General features: G+C 72.7%; 22 protein-coding genes. 9 read left to right on the top strand and 13 right to left on the bottom strand.

Annotated elements, in window-relative coordinates; genetic code table 11:
- Positions 1-11: 11 nt before the first annotated feature.
- Both E1264_RS21475 and E1264_RS21470 read right to left on the bottom strand, forming a co-directional pair.
- Entirely contained in the window at positions 12-3,353 is a 3,342-nt protein-coding gene (locus E1264_RS21475; protein ID WP_132176254.1) for an AfsR/SARP family transcriptional regulator, read from the bottom strand.
- A gap of 80 nt (positions 3,354-3,433) precedes the next feature.
- Positions 3,434-5,566: an MMPL family transporter gene (locus E1264_RS21470; RefSeq protein ID WP_132176252.1), complete on the bottom strand. Its 2,133-nt coding sequence runs from the start codon at positions 5,564-5,566 to the stop codon at positions 3,434-3,436.
- Positions 5,567-5,695: 129 nt separating this feature from the next.
- Between E1264_RS21470 and E1264_RS21465 the strand changes: the two genes are divergently transcribed.
- Positions 5,696-6,031, top strand: a complete 336-nt coding sequence (locus E1264_RS21465) for a cytidine deaminase (RefSeq protein WP_132176250.1) — start codon at positions 5,696-5,698, stop codon at positions 6,029-6,031.
- 396 nt (positions 6,032-6,427) lie between these two features.
- Here E1264_RS21465 and E1264_RS21455 read toward each other — a convergent pair whose 3' ends face one another.
- From E1264_RS21455 to E1264_RS21440, 4 genes are all read right to left on the bottom strand, one after another.
- Positions 6,428-7,759 (bottom strand): hemolysin family protein, encoded by a 1,332-nt coding sequence (locus E1264_RS21455; protein ID WP_207936064.1) that lies wholly within the window; start codon positions 7,757-7,759, stop codon positions 6,428-6,430.
- Complete coding sequence (gene ybeY, locus E1264_RS21450; protein WP_132176248.1) at positions 7,759-8,235, bottom strand: rRNA maturation RNase YbeY; 477 nt, start codon at positions 8,233-8,235, stop codon at positions 7,759-7,761. Before ybeY ends, E1264_RS21455 begins: the two co-directional genes overlap by 1 nt.
- Positions 8,235-9,212, bottom strand: coding sequence for a PhoH family protein (locus E1264_RS21445; protein WP_243711073.1), 978 nt, complete (start codon positions 9,210-9,212; stop codon positions 8,235-8,237). Before E1264_RS21445 ends, ybeY begins: the two co-directional genes overlap by 1 nt.
- A gap of 279 nt (positions 9,213-9,491) precedes the next feature.
- Positions 9,492-9,836 carry a histidine triad nucleotide-binding protein gene (locus E1264_RS21440; protein ID WP_132176244.1) on the bottom strand — a complete coding sequence of 115 codons (345 nt, stop codon included), beginning with the start codon at positions 9,834-9,836 and terminating at the stop codon, positions 9,492-9,494.
- Between the two features lie 433 nt (positions 9,837-10,269).
- On the opposite strand from E1264_RS21440, the gene E1264_RS21435 reads away from it, so the two are divergent.
- Positions 10,270-10,812, top strand: a complete 543-nt coding sequence (locus tag E1264_RS21435) for a SigE family RNA polymerase sigma factor (RefSeq protein WP_021597207.1) — start codon at positions 10,270-10,272, stop codon at positions 10,810-10,812.
- On the top strand, positions 10,809-11,501 hold the full coding sequence (locus tag E1264_RS43550; RefSeq protein WP_165964285.1) for a hypothetical protein: 693 nt from the start codon (positions 10,809-10,811) through the stop codon (positions 11,499-11,501). The genes E1264_RS21435 and E1264_RS43550 overlap by 4 nt, the downstream gene beginning before the upstream one ends.
- Positions 11,502-11,523: 22 nt before the next feature.
- On the opposite strand, the gene E1264_RS21425 is transcribed toward E1264_RS43550, so the two are convergent.
- From E1264_RS21425 to hrcA, 3 genes are all read right to left on the bottom strand, one after another.
- A complete protein-coding gene (locus E1264_RS21425) occupies positions 11,524-12,258 on the bottom strand; it encodes a 16S rRNA (uracil(1498)-N(3))-methyltransferase (protein WP_132176242.1) in 735 nt (244 codons plus the stop codon).
- 102 nt (positions 12,259-12,360) lie between these two features.
- Positions 12,361-13,494 carry a molecular chaperone DnaJ gene (gene dnaJ, locus E1264_RS21420; protein ID WP_132176240.1) on the bottom strand — a complete coding sequence of 378 codons (1,134 nt, stop codon included), beginning with the start codon at positions 13,492-13,494 and terminating at the stop codon, positions 12,361-12,363.
- Positions 13,495-14,508, bottom strand: coding sequence for a heat-inducible transcriptional repressor HrcA (gene hrcA / locus E1264_RS21415; protein ID WP_132176238.1), 1,014 nt, complete (start codon positions 14,506-14,508; stop codon positions 13,495-13,497).
- A gap of 306 nt (positions 14,509-14,814) precedes the next feature.
- Between hrcA and E1264_RS21410 the strand changes: the two genes are divergently transcribed.
- Complete coding sequence (locus tag E1264_RS21410; RefSeq protein ID WP_243711072.1) at positions 14,815-15,630, top strand: DUF3097 domain-containing protein; 816 nt, start codon at positions 14,815-14,817, stop codon at positions 15,628-15,630.
- Between the two features lie 198 nt (positions 15,631-15,828).
- On the opposite strand, the gene hemW is transcribed toward E1264_RS21410, so the two are convergent.
- Complete coding sequence (gene hemW, locus E1264_RS21405; protein WP_132176234.1) at positions 15,829-17,037, bottom strand: radical SAM family heme chaperone HemW; 1,209 nt, start codon at positions 17,035-17,037, stop codon at positions 15,829-15,831.
- Positions 17,038-17,076: 39 nt separating this feature from the next.
- A complete protein-coding gene (locus E1264_RS21400; RefSeq protein ID WP_132176232.1) occupies positions 17,077-17,517 on the bottom strand; it encodes a hypothetical protein in 441 nt (146 codons plus the stop codon).
- Positions 17,518-17,794: 277 nt separating this feature from the next.
- On the opposite strand from E1264_RS21400, the gene E1264_RS21395 reads away from it, so the two are divergent.
- The 3 genes from E1264_RS21395 (at position 17,795) to E1264_RS21385 (ending at position 19,907) form a co-directional block, all read left to right on the top strand.
- Positions 17,795-18,136, top strand: coding sequence for a hypothetical protein (locus E1264_RS21395; RefSeq protein ID WP_132176230.1), 342 nt, complete (start codon positions 17,795-17,797; stop codon positions 18,134-18,136).
- Positions 18,137-18,239: 103 nt separating this feature from the next.
- Positions 18,240-19,205: a hypothetical protein gene (locus E1264_RS21390; RefSeq protein WP_132176228.1), complete on the top strand. Its 966-nt coding sequence runs from the start codon at positions 18,240-18,242 to the stop codon at positions 19,203-19,205.
- Between the two features lie 237 nt (positions 19,206-19,442).
- On the top strand, positions 19,443-19,907 hold the full coding sequence (locus E1264_RS21385; protein ID WP_132176226.1) for a DUF4870 domain-containing protein: 465 nt from the start codon (positions 19,443-19,445) through the stop codon (positions 19,905-19,907).
- A gap of 19 nt (positions 19,908-19,926) precedes the next feature.
- Here E1264_RS21385 and lepA read toward each other — a convergent pair whose 3' ends face one another.
- Positions 19,927-21,804 carry a translation elongation factor 4 gene (gene lepA / locus E1264_RS21380; protein ID WP_132176224.1) on the bottom strand — a complete coding sequence of 626 codons (1,878 nt, stop codon included), beginning with the start codon at positions 21,802-21,804 and terminating at the stop codon, positions 19,927-19,929.
- Positions 21,805-22,007: 203 nt separating this feature from the next.
- On the opposite strand from lepA, the gene rpsT reads away from it, so the two are divergent.
- Together rpsT and E1264_RS21370 are read left to right on the top strand one after the other, a co-directional pair.
- On the top strand, positions 22,008-22,280 hold the full coding sequence (gene rpsT / locus E1264_RS21375) for a 30S ribosomal protein S20 (protein WP_132176222.1): 273 nt from the start codon (positions 22,008-22,010) through the stop codon (positions 22,278-22,280).
- A gap of 117 nt (positions 22,281-22,397) precedes the next feature.
- Positions 22,398-22,934 (top strand): RNA 2'-phosphotransferase, encoded by a 537-nt coding sequence (locus E1264_RS21370; protein WP_132176220.1) that lies wholly within the window; start codon positions 22,398-22,400, stop codon positions 22,932-22,934.
- Here the strand turns inward: E1264_RS21370 and E1264_RS21365 are convergent.
- On the bottom strand, positions 22,876-23,412 hold a 537-nt coding region (locus E1264_RS21365; protein ID WP_347813411.1), incomplete at its 5' end, for a hypothetical protein. The two genes, E1264_RS21370 and E1264_RS21365, sit on opposite strands and share 59 nt — an antisense overlap.

Here is a 23,412-nt window from a genome sequence, read left to right as displayed (position 1 = left end):
GTGGAGGACGGTCAGGCGGCGGGGGTGCCGAGGCGGCTGAGGGACGCGTTCGCCCGCTCGACCCAGTGCGCGATCGCGGCGCGGGCGGCGACCTCGGCGGCCTGGCGGTAGTGGGCGGCGGCGTCCTCGGCGGGACGGTCGAGGAACAGCGCGAGGTCGCCGAGGAGCTGCGCGATGGGGCCGAGCGTGGCGACGGACGTGGCGCCGCCGGAGAACTGCCCCGCGTACGGGAGCAGCGCCGTGTAGACGTCCTCGGCCAGGTCGCGGTCGCCGAGGGCGATAGCGCGCAGGCCCCGGACCGGCATGGTGAGGTCGAAGAAGTAGTCGGGACGGACGGGTCCGGCCCCGGCGACGACGCGGCGGGCCTCCGCCGTGCGGCCCGCCCCGGCGAGCGCGAGCGCGTGGATGTCGGCGGTGGCGCCGACGTGGCTCCACTGCCGGTGCAGCCATGCGGCCTCGTCCAGCATCTCCCCGGCCCGGCCCTGCACGAGCCGCACGCAGAACGGGCCGAGGACCCCGAGGCCGCGCTCGCTGGACCAGATCCTGATCCGGCCGACGCTGCCGTTCAGCCGCTCGTAGGTGCGCTCCGCCTCGTCGAGGGGCGCGCGGAACGCGTGGACGAGCTCGGCCTCCCAGAACCCGATCTCCGCCAGCAGCGGCAGGCCGTACTGCTCGGCGAGCAGCCGTCCCTCTTCGAGGTGCCGGTACGCGGCGGTCAGGTCGAGCGCGGCGACGGCGGCCTGCTGGACCTGGAGGTGGGCGAGGACGCGGTAGGCGCCGAGGTCGTGCCGGGTGGCGAGGTCGAGCAGCTCGGCGGCGATCCGGCCCCGCTCGGCCACCCCGTCCGCGGTGCGGTAGGCGTTGAGGTAGGCGCCGTTCAGCGCGACGGCGAGCAGCTCGGGGACGCCGAGGCCGCGGGCCGTGCGGACGGCCTCCGCGGACGCGGTGACGCCCCGATCGTGCGGCTCGCCCTCCAGCTCCATCGCCAGCGTGGTCAGCAGCCGGACCCGCAGCTCCGGCTCGTCGGCCGGGAGCCGGTCGAGGGCCTCGCCGGTGGCGTCGACGACGTCGTGGTCGAGGGTGCCGTACTCGCGGCTCGTCCACAGCGTCGGGACGTCGAAGCTCGCGATGATCCGGGCGAGCAGCCGGACGTCGCCGAGCGCGCGGGCGTCGGCGATGGCGGCGAGGCGCCGGTCCCGGGCGTCCACGACGTTCCCGGCGAGCGCGGACGCGCGGATGGCGCAGACCTCCGCCGCCAGCCGCTCCCGGGTCGCGCCCGGCCCCTGGGCGCGGAGCGTCTCGACGACGCGGACCCACAGCCCGGCGGCGGTGCCGTGCGCGAAGCGGGCCTCGGCGGCCTCGGCGGCGCGCCGCGCGTACCGGACGGCCTTCGCCGGGTCGGCGCCCGACTCCAGGTAGTGGTGCGCGATCGCGGCGACCTCACCCGGCTGGTGCCGTTCGAGCGCGGCGGCGACGCGGCCGTGCAGCCGGGCGAGGCGGGCCCGGGAGATCGCGTCGTAGAGGGTGTCGCGGACGAGGGCGTGCGCGAACCGCATCCGGCCCGGCCCCGGCTCGGTGACGAGGCCGCCCGCGAGGCCCGCCTCGACGGCGTCGATGACGGTGTCCTCGTCCCCGGCGAGGTCGGCGAGGACGCGCAGGTCGGCGTCGCGGCCGATGACGGCGGCGTCCCGCAGGACGTCCTGGACCGGTCCCGGCAGCCGGGCGATGCGGCGGCGCAGCACGTCCCCGACACCGGCGGGCACCCGGCGGGTCGCGGCGGGCAGGCCCTCGGCGTCGAGGAGCCGGGCCGTCTCCCGGGTGAAGAACGGGTTGCCGCCGGTCCGCTCGGCGATGACCTCCAGCTCCGCGTCGGCGACGCTGGTCGCGCACGTGCCGCGCACCAGCGCGGCGACCTCCGGCGCCGACAGCCCGCGCAGGTCGATGCGCGCCGGCTCCTGCCGGGCGAGCGCGGCGAGCGCGGTCGCGAGCCGTTCGGGGACCTCGGTGCTCCGGAACGTGGTCACCAGCAGGACGGGACGTTCCCGGAGCCTCCCGGCGAGCCGGACGAGCAGCGCGAGGGTCTCCTCGTCCGCCCAGTGCAGGTCGTCCAGGACGAGGAGCAGCGGCGCGGCGCCCGCGAGGCCGGTGAGGTAGTCCTCGACCGCGAGGTGGAGCCGGAACCGGCCGGTGCTGACGTCCGCGCCGTCGCCGCCGATGACGCCGTCGTCAAGGAAGGGGGCGAGGCGCGCGGCGAGCACGTCGTCGGGCGGCGCGGCGGCGGTCAGCTCGCGCAGCAGCTCCGCCCACGGCCAGGCCGCGGGCGCTCCGCCGGTCTCGGGCGCGCGGCCCCACGCGCACGTCCAGCCCCGGTCGGCGAGGCCGCGCGCGAACCGTTCGGCGAGCGCGGTCTTGCCCATGCCCGCGTCGCCGCCGATGAGGACGACGCCGCGCAGTCCCGCGACGGCGTCCCGGGCCGCGTCCTCCAGCCGCGCCAGCTCCGCGACCCGCCCGACGAACGAGCTCTCGACCAAGTCGCCGGGGTCGGGCGCCAGCCGCAGCACAGGACGTTCCGCCACCGGCTCGGGCTCCCCCAGGCCGGGCGACTGGGCCAGGATGTCGGCCTCCAGGCGCCGCAGCGCGGGCCCCGGGTCGACGCCGAGCTCTTCGGTCAGGGTCGTCCGGGCGCGGCGGAGCGCGGCGAGGGCGTCGCCCTGGCGTCCGGCGCGGTAGAGGGACAGGGCCAGCAGCCGCCACGCCTCCTCGCGCAGCGGGTTCGCGGCGGCGTGGGTCTCCAGGTCGGGCACGGCCTCCGCCGCGGCCCCGAGCCTCAGCATCGCCTCGGCGCGGCGTTCGACGGCGAGGCGGCGGCGCTCGTCCAGCCGCGCGGCCTCGGCGGCGGCCCACGGCAGGTCGGCGAACTCGGCGTAGGCGGGGCCGCGCCACTCGGCGAGCGCCCGCTCCGCCCGGCGGCGGGCCTCCTGCGGCTGGGCGTCCAGCAGCCCGGCGGCCTCGTCGATCAGCGAGTCGAACCGCCACGCGTCGACGTTCCCGTCCGGCAGCCGGAGCGCGTAGCCCGGCGGCTCGGTGACGAGGATCAGCGCGGGCGTGCGGGGCGGGCGGTCCGGCTCCAGCGCCCGCCGCAGATGCGACACGAACGACTGGAGCCCGGCGGCGGCACGCGAGGGCGCCGTCCCCGCCCACAGATCCTCGACGAGCGTGTCGGCGGGCACCATCCGGCCCTGCGCGGCGACCAGGCGGGCCAGGACCGAGCGCTGCCGGGGACCGCCGAGGTCGGCGGGCGCGCCCGCCACCTCGGCACCGAAGGCCCCGAGAACGCGTACCACGGTCGACATGTCCCGATCAGCCTAACCGGGACCGTCCTCCAGCCCTCACCCACCTGCACTCGACGCCCCGCTGCGATCAACTCCCCGGGTCAGGCGTGGCTGGGTTCCCGCTCCCGTTCGGCCGGCGCGGCGGGCACGCCGCCGCCGTGCATGTCGACGTCGGGCAGGATGCGGGCGAGCGGCCGCGGCAGCCACCAGTTCGCCCGTCCGAGCAGCGACATCGTGGCCGGGACCAGCACCAGCCGGACGATCGTCGCGTCCAGCGCCACCGCGACCGCGAGGCCCACCCCCATCTGCTTGATCACCAGACCGGGGTCGGCGGCGAAGCCGAGGAACACCGCCACCATGATCAGCGCCGCGCTGGTGATGACGCGTCCGGTGGCGGCGAGGCCGGTGGCCACCGAGGCGCGCGCGTCGCCGTGCAGCTGCCACTCCTCCCTGATCCGCGACAGGAGGAAGACCTCGTAGTCCATCGACACGCCGAACAGGACCGCGAACATCAGCAGCACGATGAAGCTCGACACCGGGACGCTGTGCGGGAGCCCGAGCAGGCCCGCGCCCCACCCCCACTGGAACACGGCCGTGAGCACCCCGTACGCGGCGCTGATCGACAGCAGGTTCATCACGGCCGCCTTCAGCGGCGCCAGCAGCGACCGGAACATGATCATCAGCATGATGAACGAGGTCGCGACGACCGCGCCGATCACCGGCCAGAGCCGGTCGGACAGCACCCGGGACAGGTCGGTGTACACGGCGGTCAGCCCGGTGACCTCCGCGCCCGGCGGCAGCGCGTTCGCGCGGACCCGGTCGACGAGGCCGGTCACCCGCTCGTCCTGCGGCCCGTATTCCGGCGTGACCATGATCACCGCGGCGTCGCCGTCCGGGGACACCTGCGGCGGCGCGACCGACGTGACGCCCTCGGTCGCGGCGAGCCGCTCACCGACGCCGGGCAGGGCGCTCCGGTCCGTCTTCTTCAGGTCGATGGCGACGATCAGCGGCCCGTTCGCACCCGCGCCGTAGCCCTCCTCGACCAGGTCGTACGCCTGCCGGACGGTGTTGGACGTCGGCTCGCTGCTGGCGTCGCTCGGCCAGGTCCGCATGCCGAGCGCGGGCGCGGCGAGGGCCAGCATCAGCGCGAACGCGGCGAGCAGCCAGGGCCACGGGTGCCGCCCGACGTGCTCGGCCCACCGCCTGACCCGCGGCGACTCCACCTTGATCGTCGCACCGGCGGCCCGGTCGCGGCGGCGCAGCACCCGGCCGCCGGCGAGCCCCAGCACCGCGGGCAGCAGCGTGACCGCGCTCAGCACCGTCGTCGCGACGACCAGGCCGGTGGTGAAGCCCATGGTCATGAAGACCGGGACGCGCGACAGCACCAGCCCGCACAGCGCCAGCAGCACCGTGGACCCCGCGAAGATCACCGACAGGCCCGCCGTGGCGTTGGCGCGCCCGACCGCCTCCGGGACGTCCAGCCCGGCCGCGAGCCCCTCCCGGTGCCGGGTCAGGATGAACAAGGCGTAGTCGATGCCGACGCCCAGCCCCACCATGATCGCGAGCGTCGGCGCCGTCGTCGCGACGTCGGTGAACGCCGCCAGCAGCGTCACCCCCGACACGCCCGCGCCGAGCCCCGCCAGCGCCACCACCAGCGGCAGCCCCGCGGCCACCACCGAGCCGAACGCCAGCAGCAGGATCACCAGCGCGGCCACGATCCCGATCGCCTCGGCGACACCGCCCGGCGCGGTCACGTTCTCCGGCACCTGCCCGCCGAACTCCACCTGGTAGCCGGCCCGGTCCAGGTTGTCCGTGGCGCCCCGCAGAAGATCGAGAGTCGCCTTCGGCTCAAGCTCCGTGACGGGCACCGAATACCGGACGGTCATCAACGCGGTCGCGCCGTCCGCACTCGGCCGCGGCGGGTCGACGGTGCTGACATGCGGCAGCTTCCGCAGCTCCCCGGACACCGTCGCCAGCGCCGCCTGGTCGACCTTCCCGGAATCGGCGTGCACCACCACCCTGGCGTCCGCCCCCGACAGCGCGGGGAAACGCTCCTCCAGCAGGTCCGTGGCCCGCTGCGACCCCGTCCCGGACAGCGTGTAGTTGTCGTGCAGCGCGCCCCCCATGGTGCCCGCGAGACCGGCGACGACGCCGATGAGCACCAGCCACACGGCGATGAACCGCCACGGGCGCAAGGCCGCGGCCTTGCCCAGACGGTAAAGCAGACGGGACATCATCTTCTCCCCCAGACGGCATGATCCGGACGGCACTGTCCGACGATTCCGAGGATCGCGCGCCGCTCTTGCCGTCCACTTGGCACTCACTTGCGAGGCACCGCCCGCCGCCCCCGTACGCTTGGGGCCGTGAGCGAGCTGAACCCCGAGGACGCGAAGATCATCACCCTGGCCAGGTCGGCCAGGGCCCGGACGAACGCCGCGGAGGGCGCCGCCGTCCGCGACGAGACGGGCCGCACCTACTCCGCCACGAGCGTGGACCTGCCCTCTCTGAAACTGTCGGCCCTCAAGGTGGCCGTCGCGATGGCCGTCTCCAGCGGCGCCGAGGACCTGGAGGCCGCCGCCGTCGTCACCCGGTCCGCTACCCCGGACCCAACCGACATCACCGCCGTCCGAGACCTGGGCCCGAAGGCCCCCATCCTGGTCGCCGACCCCAAGGGGACCCTCACCCGAACCGTCGACTGAGAAACCCCCGGACGAGCCAGCCCTTTAACCCCCGAACGAGCTAAATCTCTGCTCTCTGGGTTGAGCCCCAGCCCTGGCCACGGGCAGGCACGCGGAGCGAGCGCCAGCGAGCGCAGCGGGCATGCCCGGCGCGCCGCGTCCCCGCAGCGCAGGGAGCGCCAGCGACCGAAGCGAGGAGACCCGTGCCGCGCAGCCGGGGGGCTCGGGGGGTCGCCCCCCGATAGACAAGGCCCGGCGCGCCGCGTCCCCGCAGCGGCGGGAGCGCCAGCGACCAGAGCGAGGAGACCCGTGCCGCGCAGCCGGGGGGCTCGGGGGGTCGCCCCCCGATAGGCAAAGAGACCCGTGCCGCGCAGCCGGGGGTCTGGGGGTCGCCGCCCCCCAGACAAACAGGGAGCGCTAGCGGCCGGAGCGGGGAGAGCCGTGCCGCGCGGCCGGGGGGTTCGGGGGGTCGCCCACCCGGACCAGCACCGTGCCTACGCGGTTGCGCCTGCCCGCGATCGTCTCGGCCTTCAGGGACAGGACGGGGCCGCCGTCGTCGGTGCGGACCTCGGCGGTGGAGCCTTCGATCGGGACGCGGCCGAGCGCGTGTGCCAGGAGGCCGCCGACGGTCTCGACCTCCTCGACGTCCATCTCGACGTCGAAGAGTTCGGCGAGGTCCTCGACGGGGAGGCGGGCGGTGACGCGGGCGGCGCCGTCGGGGAGCCAGGTGACGGGCGGGGTCTCCCGGTCGTACTCGTCGGTGATCTCGCCGACGATCTCCTCCAGGATGTCCTCGATGGTGACGAGGCCGGCGGTGCCGCCGTACTCGTCGATGACGATCGCCAGGTGGATGCGGCGGGCCTGCATCTCGCGGAGCAGCTCGTCGATGGGCTTGCTGTCGGGGACGTAGGTGGCGGGCCGCATGACGGAGTCGACCGTCTCCGTCGCCTCGCCTTCGCGGTGCTCCTGGCTGCGGCGGACGACGTCCTTCAGGTAGGCGATGCCGACGACGTCGTCCTCGTTCTCGCCGACGACGGGGATGCGGGAGAAGCCGCTGCGCAGCGCGAGCGTCATCGCCTGCCGGAGCGTCTTGCCGCGCTCGATGAACACGATGTCGGTGCGCGGCACCATCACCTCGCGGACGAGCGTGTCGCCCAGCTCGAACACCGAGTGGATCATCTCCCGCTCGTCGGGCTCGATGAGGCTGCGCTGCTCGGCGAGGTCGACCAGGTCGCGCAGCTCCGCCTCGGACGCGAACGGCCCCTCCCGGAACCCCTTGCCGGGGGTGAGGGCGTTGCCGAGCAGGATCAGGAGGCGGGGCAGCGGCCCGAACACCCGCGTCACCGGGTGGATGACGGCGGCGCCCGCGAGCGCGACCCGGTCGGCGTGCTGGATGCCGAGCGTGCGCGGGCCGACCCCGATCACGACGTAGCTGACCACGATCATGATCGCGGCGGCGGTGACGTAGGCGCGCCACGTCTCGTCCAGCCAGGAGATGCACAGGTCGGCGACGATCACGGTGGCGACCAGCTCGCAGCCGATGCGCAGCAGCAGCACCATGTTGACGTAGCGGGCCGGGTCGGCGACGACCTCGGCGAGCTTCTTCGCGCCGCGCCGCCCTTCGCGGACGACCTCCTCGACGGTGACGCGGGACACGCGCGCGAGCGCGGCCTCCGCGCCGGCCAGCAGGCCCGCCATGAGGACCAGGCCCACCGCGAGGGCCGACAGCCACGCCTGCGCGGTGCTCATCAGCCGCCGCGTTTCTCCCGCCAGGAGGTCAGGAGCTCGGCCTGCAGGCCGAACATCTCCTTGTGCTCCTCCGGCTCGGCGTGGTCAAAGCCCAGCAGGTGCAGGATGCCGTGCGCGCACAGCAGCTCCAGCTCGTCGGCGGTGCTGTGCCCGGCCTCGCGCGCCTGCCTTTCGGCGACCGCCGGGCACAGGACGACGTCGCCGAGCAGCCCGGGGTCGGTCTCGCCCTCCTCGTCGGCGCCGCCGGACATGTGGCCGGGGCGCAGCTCGTCCATGGGGAAGGAGAGCACGTCGGTCGGGCCCGGCTCGTCCATCCACTTCTCGTGCAGCTCGGTCATCGCGGCCTCGTCGACGAGCAGCACCGACAGCTCGGCGAGCGGGTGGACGCGCATCCCGTCCAGGACGTGCCGCGACAGCCCGGCGATGGCCTTCTCGTCCACGGGCACGCCGGATTCGTTCAGCACCTCGATGCTCACTACCGCCTCCGCTTGCGGGACCCGCCCCGGCCCGCCGCGCCCTGCTTGATCTCCGGGACGCGCGACTCGTCGTAGCGGTTGTAGGCGTCGACGATGTCGGTGACCAGCTTGTGCCGGACGACGTCGCGGCTGTCGAGCCGGCTGAAGTGGATGTCCTCCACGCCGTCGAGGATGTCCTGGACGACGCGCAGGCCGCTGAGCTGCCCGTTGGGCAGGTCGACCTGGGTGACGTCGCCGGTCACCACGACCTTCGAGCCGAACCCGAGCCGGGTGAGGAACATCTTCATCTGCTCGGGCGAGGTGTTCTGCGCCTCGTCGAGGATGATGAACGAGTCGTTGAGCGTCCGCCCGCGCATGTAGGCGAGGGGGGCGACCTCGATGGTGCCGGCGGCCATCAGGCGCGGGATCGAGTCGGGGTCGACCATGTCGTGCAGCGCGTCGTACAGGGGCCGCAGGTACGGGTCGATCTTCTCGTAGAGCGTGCCCGGCAGGAACCCGAGCCGCTCCCCCGCCTCGACGGCCGGGCGCGTCAGGATGATCCGGTTGACCTTCTTGTCCTGCAGCGCGCGGACGGCCTTGGCCATCGCCAGGTACGTCTTGCCGGTACCGGCGGGGCCGATCCCGAACACGATCGTGTGCTTGTCGATCGCGTCGACGTAGCGGCGCTGGTTCAGGGTCTTCGGGCGGATCGTCCGGCCGCGGCTGGACAGCACGTCCAGCGTGAGGACCTCGGCGGGACGCGCGTCGGTCTCGCCGCGCAGCATCGCGAGGCTGCGCTCGACGGCGTCGGGGGTGAGCTGCGTGCCGCCCTTCAGCAGTTCGAGCATCTCGGTGAAGAGCCGGGAGACCAGGTCGGTCTCGGTCTCCGGGCCGGTCACGGTGATCTCGTTGCCGCGGACATGGATGTCGAGGTCGTCGCCGAACGCGCCCTCGATCGCGTGGAGGAGCTCATCCCGGGAGCCGAGCAGGCTCACCATCGAATGGTCGTCCGGCACCACGATCTTGATCTGGGAACGCGAGCCGTGCTGGTCGTCGCGTCCCGTCCGGGGTGAGTCGGGGGTGGACCTCGTGTGAGTTGATTCGACCATCAGCCGGGCCTTGCGGCCTCTCCGACCTGCCTTCTGTCTGCTCCGGGTGTCCAGGTGTGTCGGTTCCATCGTACTGGCCGCCCCCGTCACGACGCCGTTGGATTCTCCGCGTGGCGGCGCGGGCGGGCGAAGGCGGCGGTGCCGCAGGTGGGAAGGGCCGGGCGGAGGTCAGCCGGGCGGCCAGTTGAGGCCACGGCCGCCGAGGACGTGCGCGTGCACGTGGAACACGGTCTGGCCGGCCTGCGAGCCGGTGTTGAACACGACGCGGTACCCCGTCTCGGCGACGCCCTCGTCCACGGCGACCTGGTGGGCCTCGCGCACCAGGTCGGCGAGCAGCTCCGCGTCGGAGGCGGCGAGCTCCGCGACGGTCGGGTGGTGGACCCGCGGGATGACCAGCACGTGCGTCGGCGCCTGCGGGTTGATGTCGCGGAACGCCACGGTCCCTTCCGACTCGCGGACGATCTCGGCGGGCACGTCCCCCGAAACGATCTTGCAGAACAGGCAGTCGGTCATCTGTCTCCCCTCGCGCGCGGCGGCGCGTCGTCCCCCGCGGGCGCGCTTTCCCTTCGCGCCGCTGCGCGGGCACCCCATGATCGCCCGGGAATCCTATCGAGAGACGCGCGCGAACGTCGCTCGCCGCGTCCCGTACTAGATAGAGTTATCGGTCGATCGACCTTCCGTTGTCGGCGGCGTTCCGCCGTCCGATGGTTAAGGTTGTCAGCTCAAGGCGTACCCCCCGGTCCGCAGCGCTCGGCTCCAGGCACACCGCTTGGCGCCAGGCATCGCGGCGCCTCCGGACCGGAGCCGGGAACGCCCGATCCACGCCGCTCCGCAGGACCATCCGAATGGACGGCCGGGGGACGGCAAAGGCGGCGGATAGGTGACCGAGGCAAACCAGGACATGCCCTTTCGTAAACCGAGCGATGAGGGTACGCGTCCCACTGACGTGACCGAGACCCTCGTGGCCAGGGGCACGGCGGGCGCGGTGGCCGTCGCCTGGGACGCCGATCAGGCGGTGACCGCGCTCTACAGCGCCAACTACCGCTCGCTGGTGCGGCTGGCGGCCATGCTCGTCCGGGACGCGGGAACGGCCGAGGAGGTCGTCCAGGACGCGTTCGTCGCGATGCACGGCGGCTGGCGGCGCCTGCGCGACCCGGACAAGGCCCTGTCCTACCTGCGCCAGTCCGTGGTCAACCGGTCACGATCGGTGCTCCGGCACCGAGCCGTCGTCGAGAAGTACGCCCCGAAGGGCCTGCCTGACGCGCCGAGCGCGGAGGCCGGGGCGATCGGGGAACTCGAACGCTCGGCGGTCATCGACGCGCTGTCCCGGCTGCCCGCTCGCCAGCGGGAGGCGCTCGTCCTGCGTTACTACGCCGACCTGTCCGAAGCGGAGATCGCCAACGCGATGGGCATCTCCCGCGGCGCCGTGAAGAGTCACACGGCCCGCGGCATGACCGCGCTACGCAACGTCCTGGAGCAGTTCTCATGACCACCGACCCCGACGACGAGCACGGCGAGATTCTCCGCCGCGCCCTGCACGCGGAGGCGGAGACGGTCAACCCCGCAGGCGACGGCCTGGTGCGCATCCGGGCCCGCATAGCCGACGGTCCCGGCCGCCGGTTCGGTCTCGGACGGTTCGGCCTCGCCCGTTACGGGCTCGGGTTCGACCGGTTCACCATCAACTGGGCGCGTCCCGTCCTGGCCGTGGCGGCGGCCGTGGTGATCGCGGGGCTGGGCGTGACCGCCCCCCAGACCATCGATCTCATCCAGCAGTCGGTCGGTAACAGCGGACCGGCCGACGGCGACCGCAACCCCCACGGCGGCGACCGCACCGACGCGGGCGGCGACCCGCAGTTCCCCGACCCGTCCTCGCCCGGGGCCGGCACGTCCGGCGACCCGAGCTCGGCGGCGTCGCCGAGCACCGACCCCTCGCAGGGAATCTCGGCCTGCCGCATCCCGCGGCCCCCGGCCGGCACGCCCACGGCGGCGGCCTCGCCGGGCCCGGAGCAGACGCCCGCACCGTCGACGACGCCGTGCCCGGGCACGTCGGCGTCGCAGTCGCCTCCCACGTCGCCGACGCCGACCACGTCCACGCCGGACCCGGGCGACCCGACCGACGAGCCGACGCCGACCGTCACCACCGAGTCCGCCCAGGCCCCCGGCTCGGGTACCCCCTGACGGGCCGCCCGGCGGGGGCGCGTCACCAGCGGCCGGTCGCCGCCATCAGGACCGCGGCCGCCGCGACACCCGCCGTCGACGTGCGCAGGACGGTCGGGCCTAGCCGGGTGGGACGCCCGCCCGCTCCGGCGAGGCTGTCCAGTTCGTCCTGAGTGATCCCGCCCTCGGGGCCGACCACGACCACGATGTCGCCCTCCGCGGGCGGCTCGACGGCGCTGAGCGGCGCGTCGGCCTCCTCGTGCAGGACGAGCGCCAGCGACGCCGCGGCGATCCGCCCGGCCACGTCGCCCGTGGACGCCAGGTCGGCGATCTCGGGGAAGCGGCTGCGGCGCGCCTGCTTGCCGGCCTCGCGGGCGGTGTTGCGCCAGCGCCCGAGGGCCTTCTCGCGGCGTTCGGGACGCCACTGCGTGACGCACCGCGCCGCCGACCACGGGACGATCTCGTCCACCCCGGCCTCGGTCATCGTCTCGACGGCCAGCTCGCCCCGGTCGCCCTTCGGGAGGGCCTGGACGACCACGACGCGCGGCGAGGGCGGCGGCTGCCGGTGCCGGGCCAGCACGTCCAGCGTGAGGGACGCGCGGCCCGCGTCGGTGACGACGCATTCGGCGAGGAGGCCCGCGCCGTCGGTCAGGTCGACGCGCTCACCGGGCCGCAGCCGCCGCACGGTCGCCGCGTGCCGCCCCTCGGGCCCGTCGAGGACGACGGGCCCGGAGCGTTCCAGCGCGTCCGTCGCGGCGAGGAAGACCGGCGGGCTCATGAACGTCCCCCTGCGAGTTCACTGGTCACGCGGCTCCGAGGTCCGGCCGCCGTGCTCTGAGGTGCCGCGGCGGCCCTCCTCGTAGGCCGCCGCCGCTGCTCTTCAGTGCTGGTTGAAGACGTCCTTGAGGCGGGAGAACATGCCGCGCTGGCCCGGCGCGAACTTGCCGGGCGGGCGTTCCTCGCCGCGCAGCGCGGCGAGCTGCCGCAGCAGCTCCTCCTGCTCCTCGTCGAGCCGGTTCGGCGTCTCCACGTTCACATGGATCATCAGGTCGCCGCGGCCGCTCTCGTTGAGGTGCCGGACGCCCCGGTTGTACAGCGTGATGACCTGCCCGGACTGCGTGCCGGGCTTGATGTCGACGCTCTCGGCGGCGTCGAGGGTCTCGATGGTGACGCTGGTGCCGAGCGCCGCCGCCGTCATCGGGATCTCGACCGTGCAGTGCAGGTCGTCGCCCTCCCGCTCGAAGATCGGGTGCGGCTTCTCCACGATCTGCAGGAACAGGTCGCCGGGCGGGCCGCCGCCGGGGCCGACCTCGCCCTCCCCGGCGAGCTGGATGTGGATGCCGTTCTCCACGCCCGCCGGGATCTTGACCTTGACGGTCCGGCGGGTGCGGACGCGGCCGTCGCCGGAGCACTCGGTGCACGGGTTGCGGATCACCGAGCCGAACCCGCCGCACGCCGGGCAGGGCCGGGCCGTCATGACCTGGCCGAGGAACGAGCGCTGCACCTGCTGCACCTCGCCGCGCCCGTGGCACGTCTCGCACGTCTCCGGGTGGGTGCCGGGCGCGCAGCCCGACCCCTCGCAGCCGGTGCAGACCACGGCGGTGTCGATGGACAGCTCGCGGGTCGTGCCGAACGCGGTCTCGGAGAGGTCGAGCTCCACCGGCAGCGTCGCGTTCCGGCCGCGCCGGGCCCGGGACCGCGGGCCCCGGGACGTCGCGGTGCCGAAGAACGCGTCCATGATGTCGCTGAACGGGAACCCGGCGCCGCCGAAGCCGCCGGCGCCCGCCCCGCCGCCCGGCGCGAACGGATCGGCGCCCAGGTCGTACATCTCGCGCTTCTTCGGGTCGGAGAGCACCTCGTACGCCTGGGTGATCTCCTTGAACCTGTCCTGGGTCTCCGGATCCGGGTTGACGTCCGGGTGGAGCTCCCGCGCGAGCCGGCGATAGGCCCTCTTGACCTCGTCGGCGCTGGCGTCCCGCCGGACGCCCAGGGTCGCGTAGTAGTCGTTGGCCACTTACGACCCCGCCAGGATCTGTCCCACGTAGCGTGCCACTGCCCGTACCGCTCCCATCGTGCTGGGGTAATCCATGCGTGTAGGCCCGAGCACTCCAAGCCGGGCCAGGGTGAGGTCGCCCACGCCGTAGTCGGCGGCGACGACCGAGGTCGACCGGAGCCCCAGATCGGGGTTCTCGGTGCCGATCCGCACCGTCACTTTAGAGGAATCACCGGTCTCGCCGAGCAGCCGCATCAGCACCACCTGCTCTTCGAGCGCCACGAGAACCTCCCTCAGGCTCTGCGAGAAGTCCACCGCGGCGAGGTTGGCCGCACCCGCGAAAACGATCTTCTCTTCGTGCTTCTCGACGAGGGTCTCCAGCAGCACCGACAGCACCGCCGCGGCGAGCGGACGCTCCTCCGGACCCACCTTGTCGGGCAGGTCGGCCACCGCGGTGGGGACGTCGCCGAGGCCCAGCCCGTCGAGGCACGTGTTCAGCAACGCCCGCAGGTGCCCGATCGATTCCTCCGACACCGAGCCGCCCGCCTCGATCACGCGCTGCTCGACGCGCCCGGTGTTGGTGATCAGGACGAGCAGCAGCCGCCCCTCCGCGACCGGGACCAGCTCGACGTGCCGCACCGACGAGCGCGTCAGCGACGGGTACTGCACGACGGCGACCTGCCGGGTGAGTTGCGCGAGCAGCCGCACCGTCCGGCCGACGACGTCGTCGAGGTCGTACGCGCCGGACAGGAACGTCTCGATGGCGCGGCGCTCGGCGACCGACAGCGGCTTGATCGTGGACAGCCGGTCGACGAACAGCCGGTAGCCCTTGTCCGTGGGGACGCGTCCGGCGCTGGTGTGCGGCTGGGTGATGTACCCCTGCTCCTCCAGCACCGCCATGTCGTTGCGGATGGTGGCCGGGGACACGCCGAGGTTGTGCCGGTCCGCGAGCGCCTTCGAGCCCACCGGCTCGTTGGTGGAGACGAAATCCTCCACGATGGCGCGCAGGACGGCGAGCTTCCGGTCGTCCAGCACCTGGTCACCTCCTTCGTCGCGCCGGGCCCGTGCCGCCGGCGCCCCCGCGCCGCTGGCACTCCATACTCCCGAGTGCCAATTGTACGGGCCCGGAGACCCGATCTGGAGTGCTCGCGCGGACTCGGCGCACGGCGGCGCGATCCTATCCGTTCCGGACACAGGCTCCCATTCCTGTAGGACGCGCCCGCCCCGCCCCCGGAGGACCCGCCCGGAGGGCCCGGTCGGAGTCCCCGGTGAGGCACGCGCCACGCCGACGGAAGAGGGGCGACGCCTTACGGGCGCCTCGCCGAGTTAATGTGCGGACCTGTGCGCAGTAAGAACTACGGAAACGACGTGCTGGCCGGCGACTGGCGCAGGCCCCGCAAGGGCCAGATCCCGGAGGTCCCGGCCGAGCCGGGCCTGGTCGCCGAGGACCCCGACAGCGGTTTCTGCGGCGCCGTCGTCGGCTGCGACAAGTTCGGCGTCACCCTGGAGGACCGGTTCGGCAAGCGGCGCGTGTTCCCGCTGACAAAGTCCGGTTTCCTGATCGACGGCAAGCCCGTCACGCTCGTCCGCCCCAGCGCGGCGCCGAGCGGGCGCCCGGCGCGCTCCGCGTCCGGCTCCATCGCCGTCCAAGGGCTGCGGGCGAAGGTGGCCAAGGAGAGCCGGATCTACGTGGAGGGCGTCCACGACGCCGAGCTGGTCGAGAAGATCTGGGGCCACGACCTCCGGGTCGAGGGCGTCGTCGTGGAGTACCTCGAAGGCGTGGACGACCTGCCCGCCATCGTCGAGGAGTTCGGCCCGGACGGCGACCGCCGCCTCGGCGTGCTCGTCGACCATCTCGTGGACGGCTCCAAGGAGTCCCGGATCGCCGCGCAGGTATCGTCGCCGCACGTCCTCGTCACCGGGCACCCGTTCATCGACATCTGGGAGGCGGTCAAGCCCGCCTCCGTGGGCATCCGCGCCTGGCCGCGCATCCCTCGCGGCGTCCCCTGGAAGGAAGGCGTCATCGCCGAACTCGGCTGGGGCGACGACACGGGCGCGGCCTGGAAACGCATCCTGGGTTCAGTGAACACCTACACAGACCTGGAGCCCGCACTCCTAGGCCGGGTAGAAGAACTCATCGATTTCGTTACCTGTTGACCCAGGGGGGCGACCCCCTGGAACCCCCGTCACGAGGCGGTCGATCCTCACGCCACAGTGCGGGTGGGCCGTGACCGTGCGGGTTTGTCGCGTGGCGCTGCGGTCGCCCGGCTCGGCGGGTCGTGCGACCTCCGGCGCTGGGCGCCTCCGGCCGCACGACCCGTGACCCGGCTGGGGCCCGGCCCAAGTCAGGCCCGATCAGGTCAGGTCGCGGACTGCGGCGTCGGCTAGTAGGCGGCCTCGTTGGGTGAGGACCGCGCGGCCCTCCTCGTAGGGGGACGGCTCTAGGAGGCCGTCATCGATCGCCTTGCGGGCGGCCTTGTCGTCCAGCAGGCCGGTGGGGCAGCCCTGGGCCAGGCGCAGTTCGAGCATGATCCGCTCTATGCGGCGGTCGTCGTCGTCCAGGATCTCCCGGGCGTGGGCCGGGGTTGTGCCTTCCGCCAGGCGGGACGCGTAGGCGGCGGGGTGTTTGACGTTCCACCAGCGGGTTCCGCCGACGTGGCTGTGCGCGCCGGGTCCGATGCCCCACCAGTCGGCGCCCGTCCAATACAGCATGTTGTGGCGGCAGACGGCGCTGGGGGCGGCGGCCCAGTTGGATATCTCGTACCAGTGCAGGCCGTGGGCGGTCAGCATCTCGTCCGCGATCAGGTAGCGGTCGGCCATGGCGTCGTCGTCCGGGGCCGTCAGTTCGCCCCTTCGCACCTGTGCGGCCAGGCGCGTGCCGTCCTCGACGATGAGCGCGTACGCCGACACGTGGTCTGGCTCAGCCTTCAGGGCGGCTTCCAGGGACGCTCGCCAGTCGTCGTCGGTTTCGCCTGGCGTCCCGTAGATGAGGTCGAGGTTGATGTGCTCGAAGCCTGCCTTGCGCGTCCAGTCCACTACTTGCGGGACGCGTCCAGGCGTGTGAGCGCGCTCCAGGACGGCCAGAACGTGCTCGCGCGCGCTCTGCATGCCGTACGACACGCGCGTGAAGCCGACTTCACGCAGCCTCGCTACATATCTTTCGTCGACCGACTCGGGATTTGCTTCGGTCGTTACTTCTGCGCCTGGCGTGAGGCCGAATTCGGTGTCGATCGCGTGCAGGACGCGCCCCAGATCGTCAGGCGGCAGAAGGGTCGGGGTGCCTCCGCCCACGAAGACCGTCTCGACGGGCAGGTCCGCGTCGCCCAGCACCCGCCGGGCCATCCGGACCTCTGCGATGGCGGTGTCGGCGTAGGAGTCGCGGCTCGCCCCCGGCCCGAGCTCCGTCGCCGTGTACGTGTTGAAATCGCAGTATCCGCAGCGCGTCACGCAGAACGGGACGTGCACGTAGAACGCGAACGGCCGCGTCCCGAGGCCGTCGAGGGCGCGGCCGGGGAGCGCACCGTCCGCCGGTACGGGGTCGCCGTCAGGAAGGGTCGAGGGCACGCTTCAAGTCTGCCCTGCCCAGGGCCCTGCCCCGTCCGGTCAGGCGTCGCTCAGCTTCTCGCGGAGCCAGTCCGGGATGTGCTCGTCGGTGCGGGGGAAGCGGTCGAGGTCTTTGACGTACGCGGACGACGTGAGAGGCGGCGTGAAGTCGGGTTCGCCGTCGTAGTCGAACTCGGCGCTGAACCGGCCCGAGCGCTCGACCTGGAGGCGGGCGGTGAACCAGGCGCCCTTGCCCTTCCGGTACATGGCGCGGCGCAGCTCGTCCATCTTCCCGACGGCCTGGCCGGGCGGCATGGCCGTGCGGCGCTCGCCGTCCGGGCCCTCGACCTCCAGGGAGGCGCTGTCGATGCCGACCGTCGCGCGGAACTCGAAATCGAGCCGCTCCCATCCGGACGGGGCGGCGGTCCGCAGCGCGCGGACGGCGCCGTTCACCGTCTCCCGCTCCTTCGCAGAGCGCAGTACCTGCTCGGGGTCGGTCACGCTGCCTCCGGGGATCGGCCTTCTGGTCGGCACTGGTGGTTGATCGGCACTCGTCGTTGATCGGCACGGTACCCGTCCGACCGTACCGACATGTACCTCCAGACCAAGCAGCCCCCGCCGTGTCGCGGTTTCACACGCGCCTCCTCACGCGCATCAGTCCGCGCGGCCACGCTACGCGGCCGTAGCCGCGGCGCGACCGCGACCACCATGAACCCGACACCCACGGGGGACCCGGGCTTCACCGGAACGCAACACGCGCGGCCTACCTTCGCTGATCATGAGAAACCGTGCGCGTCATGCCGTGCTCGCGTTGACCGGCGCCGCTCTCGCCGGCGCTCCCCTCCTCCTTGCCGTCTCCCCCGCGACCGCGGCCGGAGCCCCCGGCGTGATCACCGTCCATCGGGACGGGCCCGCGAGGTCGCTGCCGTTCACCGCCCGGCGGGACGGTGAGGCCGTGATCTCCTTCGCCGCGTCCGCGCCCGGCGTGTCCTGGGCCCGGAAGGGCGCCGAGTCCGCCGTCGTGGCGATCTCGGTGGACGGGCGGCACGTGACCGATCTCGTCGTCCCGTCGTCCGAGCCGGTGGCGGAGCCTCGGCCTCGGGCCCGTCGGCCCAGGTGAGCACGAGGTCACGCTGCGGTTCGCGAAGGGCAGCGCGGCCGCCGCCCGCCGCGTCACCCTTCAGCGTCCGCGCGTCGAGGTGCCGTCCGCAGAGGCGGACGCGGTGGCGTTGCGTCACGCGCCCATCGTCGTCGGACGGACGGGATGGCCCCTCGGCGACCCGTACCAGAACACCACGACCGACACCCCGCTCGTCGCCTGGCACGAGACGCGGCCCGCCGCCGCGCCCGGCCACCGGATCATCGAGTACTCGGTGGTGTGGAGCAACGAGGACGGCGGCACCGACTCGCCCGCGCTGATGGCCCGCTGGGGCCGGACCACCGACATCGAATGGGTCTACCGGGTCGAGGTGGACGAGTCCGGTGATCGCGTCGGCGGCACCGCCGTGTACCAGGCGCCGATGCACATGACGCTCAAGTTCCTGGGCCGCTACGAGGGCGACCATCCGGTGCTGCAGACGTGCACGTCCAACAACAACATGTGCGACGTGGTCTCACCGGGCGCGCCGCTGCGCTTCCTGCTCGACGCGTCCAGGACGCGCCCGGACGGCCGCGCCCGCGAGGTCGTCATGGACCGCGAGCCGTGGACGTACCGCATCGCGGCGCAGGAGATGGCCCGCGAAGGGAAGATCGAGACGCCGTCCGACCCGGCGACACTAGAAGTCGGCGACCAGCGCACGTACCTCTTCGTCGAGTTCGCGAAGAAGACGGGCTCCCCGACCGGGTCCGGGTCTGTGCCGGGTGTGGCGCTCGGCGTCCGGCTCAAGGACGACCCGTCCACGCTCTACCGGTCCGACCACGACCAGCCGACCTGGTCGATCGACCGTGACGGCGCCGTCGCCACCACCGTCGAGCTGCCGGAGGGGACGACGGTCTCCGACATCGCGTCGATCGAGGCCCTGCGCCGCCCGACCGGGGCCGGGGACAATGGCGCACCGGCCACGGTCACGTCCATCAACCGAGGGTTCTTCCTGGACGACTCGTACCTGCCGCACCCCTCGTCCATCGGCTGGCAGGGAGCGGTGACGGTCACGCAGGAGAAGCCGTCCGCCGTGGTGTGGCGTCCCTGACTCCTCCCCGAACCAGCGGGCCCGTGGCGCGAAACGGCCACGGGCCCCGGGGATGCGGGAACCCTTGCGAACTCCGGGCGCGTCCAAGGAGTCATACACTTTCGCCATAGGTCGCACAGCGAACGCGTAGCGAACTAGGAGAGGACGTCCGCCATGGCCTACGGGCCTCCCCCGTCGCCCGGCCCAGGGCAGCAGCCCGGAGGGCAACATCAGGCCCCTTGGCAGCAGCCCGGAAACATGTGGCAGCAACCCCAACAGCCGCAGCAACAGCCCCCGCCGCACCAGCAACAGCCCGGCGGCGGCGCCCCGGGCGGTTGGCAGCAGCAGCCCCAGGGCGGTCACACCGCCCAGATTCCCGGCCACTTCGGACCCGTCACCGACGACGAGCGGACGTGGTCGCTCATGGCGTACGTGGGCCAGTTCCTCGTCAGCGCCATCGCCCCGGCCATCGTCTACGTCGGCAAGGCGCGCTCGCCGTTCGCGCGCAAGCACGCGGTGCAGGGCCTCAACATGAGCCTGGCGTCCATCGCCGTCTGGTTCGTCTTCGGGCTGCTGTCGCTGGCGATCGAGGTGCTCATCTGGGTGCCGCTGCTGTTCACGGCGGTCGTGATGTTCTTCCTCGTCTACGCGGGACGGGCCGCCAACCGCGGCGAGTTCCGCCGCGTCCCTTCCGCGGTGGCCTGGCCCCTGCTGAAGAAGTAGCCCCGGCCAGGGCCGGGCGTTACTTCCGGCCCTTGTCGGTGGGCTCGCCCCCACCGGTGGACAGCGCCGCGACGAAGGCCTCCTGCGGGACGTCCACCCGCCCGATGGTCTTCATCCGCTTCTTGCCCTCCTTCTGCTTCTCCAGCAGCTTGCGCTTGCGGGAGATGTCGCCGCCGTAGCACTTGGCGAGGACGTCCTTGCGGATCGCGCGGATGTTCTCCCGGGCGATGATGCGCGCGCCGATCGCGGCCTGGATGGGCACCTCGTACTGCTGCCGCGGGATCAGTTCCTTGAGCTTGGACGTCATCATCAGCCCGTACTCGCGCGCCTTGTCCCGGTGGACGATCTGGCTGAACGCGTCCACCGACTCGCCCTGCAGCAGGATGTCGACCTTCACCAGGTCGGCCTCCTGCTCGCCGCTCGGCTCGTAGTCCAGCGACGCGTACCCGCGGGTCTTCGACTTCAGCTGGTCGAAGAAGTCGAAGATGATCTCGGCGAGGGGCAGCGTGTAGCGGATCTCGACGCGGTCCTCCGACAGGTAGTCCATGCCGAGCAGCACCCCGCGCCGCCCCTGGCACAGCTCCATGATCGCGCCGATGTGCTCGGACGGGCTCAGCAGCGTCGCCTTCACCACCGGCTCGTACACGGCCCCGATCTTGCCCTCGGGGAACTCGCTGGGGTTGGTGACGGTGTGCTCCGTCCCATCCTCCATCGTCACGCGGTACACGACGTTCGGCGCGGTCGAGATCAGCGACAGGTCGAACTCGCGCTCCAGCCGCTCCCGGACGATCTCCATGTGCAGCAGCCCGAGGAACCCGCAGCGGAACCCGAACCCGAGCGCCGCCGACGTCTCCGGCTCGTACACCAGCGCGGCGTCGTTCAGCTGCAGCCTGTCGAGCGCGTCCCGCAGCTCGGGGTACTGGTCGCCGTCCACCGGGTACAGGCCGGAGAACACCATCGGCTTCGGGTCGCGGTAGCCGCCGAGCGCCTCGGGCGCCCGCCGGGACGCGCCGGTCACCGTGTCGCCGACCCGCGCCTGCCGGACGTCCTTCACCCCGGTGATCAGGTAGCCGACCTCGCCGACGCCGAGGCCCTGCACGGGAACCGGCTCCGGGGAGATCACGCCGACCTCCAGCGTCTCGTGCGCCGCGCCGGTCGACATCATCAGGCTCTTCTCGCGGCGCGACAGATGCCCGTCCATGATCCGGACGTAAGTGACGACGCCGCGGTAGGTGTCGTACACCGAGTCGAAGATCAGCGCGCGGGCGGGCCCGTCGGGGTCGCCGACCGGGGCCGGCACCTCCTCGACGATCTTGTCGAGCAGCTCGCGGACGCCCTCGCCCGTCTTGCCCGAGACGCGCAGCACGTCGGACGGCTCGCAGCCGATGATCCCGGCCAGCTCCTCGGCGTACTTGTCCGGCTGCGCCGCCGGGAGGTCGATCTTGTTGAGGACGGGGATCAGGTGCAGGTCGGCCTCAAGGGCCAGGTACAGGTTCGCGAGCGTCTGCGCCTCGATGCCCTGCGCCGCGTCCACCAGCAGGACGGCGCCCTCGCACGCCGCCAGCGACCGCGACACCTCGTAGGAGAAGTCGACGTGGCCCGGCGTGTCGATCAGGTTCAGGACGTGGTCGACGCCCTGGGACGTCCACGGCAGCCGGACGGCCTGGCTCTTGATTGTGATACCGCGCTCGCGCTCGATGTCCATGCGGTCGAGGTACTGGGCGCGCATCTGGCGCTCCTCGACCACGCCGGTCAACTGCAGCATCCGGTCCGCGAGGGTCGACTTGCCATGGTCGATGTGCGCGATGATGCAGAAGTTGCGGATGATCGCGGGATCGGTCTTGTCAGGCTCAGGCGCTCGCACCGGGGTCCGTTCGCAAAACTCACAGGTGGACATGAATGTGTTCCCCCATGGTCCCATGCCGGACTCGATGCTCCGTGCACGGCCCGGTTTGGGGCGGGCCCCGGTGATTGGTAGGCTGTGCGCTTGCGTGTGGCGTAGCGTCGTGCCCCGGGGGCACCGTCCCGCCCCCGTTCAGACATTCGTCAGGGCCTGCGCACGAGCAGGCGACTATCGCGACCAAGCTGAGGCACTACGACGTGGCTAACATCAAGTCCCAGATCAAGCGCAACAAGCAGAACGAGAAGGCCCGCCTGCGCAACAAGGCCGTCAAGTCCGAGCTGAAGACGGCGATCCGCAGGTTCCGCGAGGCCGCCGACGAGGGCCGCGTCGACGACGCCGTCGCGGCGCAGCGCCACGCTGCCCGCAAGCTGGACAAGGCCGTCAGCAAGGGCGTCATCCACAAGAACCAGGCCGCCAACCGCAAGTCGGCGATCGCCAAGCGCGCCGCCGCCCTGCAGGCCGCCAAGTAGGACCGGGGCAGGCGCCAGTCGGCTAGGCGGCTAGGCGGCTAGGCGGCGCCCGCAGCATCCGCACGCACGGGGCCGGCCACGGAAGCCGGCCCCGACGCATATCCGAACGCGATACACATGGACGAGCGCCGCGCGACGAGGATCTCCAAATACCTCGCCCTGCACCTGCGGCACCGCCCCGAGCGGATCGGCCTCACCCTCGACGCCGAAGGCTGGGCCGACGTCACCGCACTGCTCGCGGCCGCCGCCCGCCACGGGTTCCGGTTCACCCGCGCCGAGCTCGAACACGTCGTCGCCGCCAACGACAAGAAGCGCTACGAACTCGACGGGAACCGGGTCAGGGCCGTCCAGGGGCATTCGGTCCCGGTCGAGCTGAACCTTCCGCCGACGCCTCCGCCGGAATTCCTGTACCACGGCACCGTCCGCCGTTTCGTGGAATCGATCCTGCGCGAAGGGCTCCGGCCCATGGGACGGCACGATGTGCACCTGTCCCCCGACCGCGAAACGGCGCGGCGCGTCGGCGCCCGCCGCGGCAAGCCTGTCATCCTGACCGTCGACGCCGGGCGGATGGCCGCCGACGGGCACGAATTCCGCGTCAGCGCGAACGGCGTGTGGCTGACGGGCTCCGTCCCGCCGGAATATCTTCGAGAATGACCTCGGCGGCGGCCCAGTCGGGGACGTGCCGCACCCATTCGGGCCCCTCCGCTCCTCCGAACAGGTATCGGTACGGGACGACGTCGCGAATGGCGCGATGCACGTCCAGCCGGTCGTCGATCATGTGGGTGATTCCGAGTTCCTCGCAGTGCCGCGCCTTTTCCGGCCGCTTCCTGCAGAACCGGACGTTCCGCCTGGGCAGGCCCGTCCGCCGGTAGAAGTCATGGTGGTCGAGCCAGGCCAGCGTCCGCTGCCGGACGCGGTCGCCGCACTTGGAGATGATCCAGGCCCGCCCGCCGAACGCCTCGATCAGCCCGGGCAGCACCTCGTACACCCCCGCCGTCGCGGGCGAGGCCAGCGCCTCCTCGAAACTGCCGCCAAGGAACGCCGTGTCGTCGTCGCCCGGGGCCAGCAGCCCCCCGTGAATGACCCGGCCGAAATCGACGCCGAGCCTCGGTTCCCCGTTCATGCCCCCAAC

Source organism: Actinomadura sp. KC216 (genome assembly GCF_004348535.1).
Classification (GTDB): Bacteria; Actinomycetota; Actinomycetes; order Streptosporangiales; family Streptosporangiaceae; genus Spirillospora.
This window is presented reverse-complemented; position numbering and strand designations above follow the sequence as displayed.

Coding starts and splice junctions, on each gene's coding strand:
- E1264_RS21475 (WP_132176254.1), bottom strand. CDS start 3,353: ATGTCGACCGTGGTACGCGTTCTCGGGGCCTTCGGTGCCGAGGTGGCG.
- E1264_RS21395 (WP_132176230.1), top strand. CDS start 17,795: ATGAGAAACCGTGCGCGTCATGCCGTGCTCGCGTTGACCGGCGCCGCT.
- E1264_RS21440 (WP_132176244.1), bottom strand. CDS start 9,836: ATGACCGACTGCCTGTTCTGCAAGATCGTTTCGGGGGACGTGCCCGCC.
- E1264_RS43550 (WP_165964285.1), top strand. CDS start 10,809: ATGACCACCGACCCCGACGACGAGCACGGCGAGATTCTCCGCCGCGCC.
- E1264_RS21455 (WP_207936064.1), bottom strand. CDS start 7,759: ATGAGCACCGCGCAGGCGTGGCTGTCGGCCCTCGCGGTGGGCCTGGTC.
- E1264_RS21385 (WP_132176226.1), top strand. CDS start 19,443: ATGTGGCAGCAACCCCAACAGCCGCAGCAACAGCCCCCGCCGCACCAG.
- E1264_RS21370 (WP_132176220.1), top strand. CDS start 22,398: ATGGACGAGCGCCGCGCGACGAGGATCTCCAAATACCTCGCCCTGCAC.
- E1264_RS21425 (WP_132176242.1), bottom strand. CDS start 12,258: ATGAGCCCGCCGGTCTTCCTCGCCGCGACGGACGCGCTGGAACGCTCC.
- lepA (WP_132176224.1), bottom strand. CDS start 21,804: ATGTCCACCTGTGAGTTTTGCGAACGGACCCCGGTGCGAGCGCCTGAG.
- E1264_RS21470 (WP_132176252.1), bottom strand. CDS start 5,566: ATGTCCCGTCTGCTTTACCGTCTGGGCAAGGCCGCGGCCTTGCGCCCG.
- E1264_RS21445 (WP_243711073.1), bottom strand. CDS start 9,212: ATGGTGAGCCTGCTCGGCTCCCGGGATGAGCTCCTCCACGCGATCGAG.